This window comes from Pyramidobacter piscolens W5455 (genome assembly GCF_000177335.1).
Lineage (GTDB): Bacteria > Synergistota > Synergistia > Synergistales > Dethiosulfovibrionaceae > Pyramidobacter > Pyramidobacter piscolens.
Genome location: NZ_ADFP01000125.1, coordinates 1 through 2,013 on the forward strand (window position 1 = coordinate 1; position 2,013 = coordinate 2,013).

General features: G+C 50.5%; 4 protein-coding genes. 1 reads left to right on the plus strand and 3 read right to left on the minus strand.

Annotated elements, in window-relative coordinates; genetic code table 11:
- Window positions 1-77: 77 nt before the first annotated feature.
- The 3 genes from HMPREF7215_RS10915 to HMPREF7215_RS10925 form a co-directional block, all read right to left on the minus strand.
- Window positions 78-392, minus strand: a complete 315-nt coding sequence (locus tag HMPREF7215_RS10915) for a hypothetical protein (protein ID WP_009165954.1) — start codon at window positions 390-392, stop codon at window positions 78-80.
- Window positions 393-909: 517 nt separating this feature from the next.
- Window positions 910-1,200 (minus strand): hypothetical protein, encoded by a 291-nt coding sequence (locus tag HMPREF7215_RS10920; protein ID WP_009165955.1) that lies wholly within the window; start codon window positions 1,198-1,200, stop codon window positions 910-912.
- Window positions 1,197-1,541: a hypothetical protein gene (locus HMPREF7215_RS10925; protein ID WP_009165956.1), complete on the minus strand. Its 345-nt coding sequence runs from the start codon at window positions 1,539-1,541 to the stop codon at window positions 1,197-1,199. The genes HMPREF7215_RS10920 and HMPREF7215_RS10925 overlap by 4 nt, the downstream gene beginning before the upstream one ends.
- Before the next feature lie 318 nt (window positions 1,542-1,859).
- On the opposite strand from HMPREF7215_RS10925, the gene HMPREF7215_RS12935 reads away from it, so the two are divergent.
- Window positions 1,860-2,013, plus strand: a 154-nt coding sequence (locus HMPREF7215_RS12935; protein ID WP_009165957.1) for a helix-turn-helix domain-containing protein, incomplete at its 3' end; no start/stop codon positions are given.

Below are 2,013 nucleotides of genomic sequence, written 5' to 3' on the forward strand. Positions count from 1 at the left end.
TTACGAAGGCCGTTCATCTTCTCTGCACCTGCAATTCCCGCTTGAGCGCCTGCTGCAAGAGCTGCGCATCGGGATCATCACGCAGAAATCCGCCTGACCTCTTCCACAAACTTGTACCCGTGGAACTTCAGGGCCGCCAGCCTGGCCTCCGTGCCGTTGTTCGCGTAGACCTCGCAGACTTTGGCCAGCTGGCCGCCCTCTTTCGCGTAACAGGCCCACTTGCCGCGGCACAGTTCAGCCGTCAGCCCCTTGCGGTAAAAGCCGCTCCTTACGGCCGCCTCGAGCGCGCCGTCCCTGTCGGCCGCCTCGATGATGTCGGTACGAGGGCCGCCGTATTCACCTGTGGCATAGCCAGCGCTTGCAGATTGACCTTTGATCTTGAAATATGCCATTTTTAGCCTCCATTTTACATTACAGGTATGATTCTATTACCTGACCTAAGTTTGGGGCCTTCTGACGCGAATATGAAGGCCCCTTTCGACCTTGTTCTACCAGATTTCTTCCGACAAGGAACAATTTCCCCACGGGGGGGGAACGAAACGTTACCCCCTTCAACGAGTGCAATTTTGCGCCCGTCTGAACGCCCTAAGTTGAACTTACCCCGTCAGCTATCCCTGCGTCGCGATTCCCGCCCCAGGGCGTCCACACTATGGACATCCTTTGCAAGGGGTTCTAAAACGGAACACCCCTATACTGTGAAACAATGCAGGGGGGGGCGGTGAAACGCCGTACCCTTCACGCTCTGCGCGCACGGGAACGTTGATGATGAAAAGGATCTGCAAATTATGCAGAACCTATACCCTGAACGGGGAATGAGCGGAACAGTATTCCGGTCATGGATGCGCCAACTTCAGAATTACTGAAGTCAGGTGGTTTCACCCCTAGACGGCGATGAAAGGGGGACAGGCCTCATACCTCCTGATTCTCGGCCTGTGCCAGTTTTGACATTACAGCGTTATAAGGAATCTCTCTCAAGAAACGAAAGCCGGAAAGCGCCTGAGGATGACTTTCAAGGTATTCGCTCAATTCGACCAAATCCTGCGAAACGCGATGCACACTCTTGCGCACCACCCAAAGAGCCGAAAGAAAATTCAAATCTCTTGTTCCACGTCCACCTTCAAGCTCGTCTGAAATCATCTCCAACGTAGAGCCGCTTGAAGCAAGCTCGATTGCAAGATCGTTCATCTTGTCTGCCGTCATTTTCCAGCCTCCTTAGCCAATTCATTTCGCAAGATGATTTTTTCTTCCGTCGAGGGCTTCACGTCAAGCTCGCCGTCGAGGTACGCCCTTGCCAGTCGCGAGTACAAAAGCTTCAGCGCCGCTTCATCTATCTCTTTATCTTCTGGCGTCTTGTCATATCGTAATCTCCTTGCGTACCTGTCAGTGTCAGTCGGGATATTTTCTTCACCTAATTCCAACGGCGGGCGGCGAGGATGCCGATACACCACATCAATGGCCAAAGTGCAATAAGAATTATCGGGAAATGTCATTTTCACGCCTAGTTCTGAACACTCTTCCAATTTCACGGCATGAATCATCATGAGAACATTCTCCTTTCACACTTTCCCCGATGAGAAAGCCGCCGTGTTACAATACAAACGGCCTTCTTCTCAGGCCCTCGCCCTTGCTACTGTCTGCACGCGCCAACGTTCGAGACAGTTCCAAGGGCCTTTTTGATGCGCTGTGCCGAATCGACGTGCTTCAATCCATCACCTCTCTTGTATATCATCTACCTGTTTCAGTAGATATTCTACCATGACAAATACAAATGTCAATAGATAAGCTACCTAATAGAAAAATACTTCTTTCTATTTAGGTAGAATCATGATAAAATACGTAGCCAGAAAGGATGTGAAATAATGCCGTTTAACTATAAACCGCTTTTGAAGCTGCTTATTGACAGAGACATGACAAGAGAGGAACTCAGGAAAACTGTAAAAGCAGGGCCGACTAGCTTTGCCCGTATCGGCAAAAATGAAAACGTTTCCATGGACTTGCTCGACCGCATCTGCT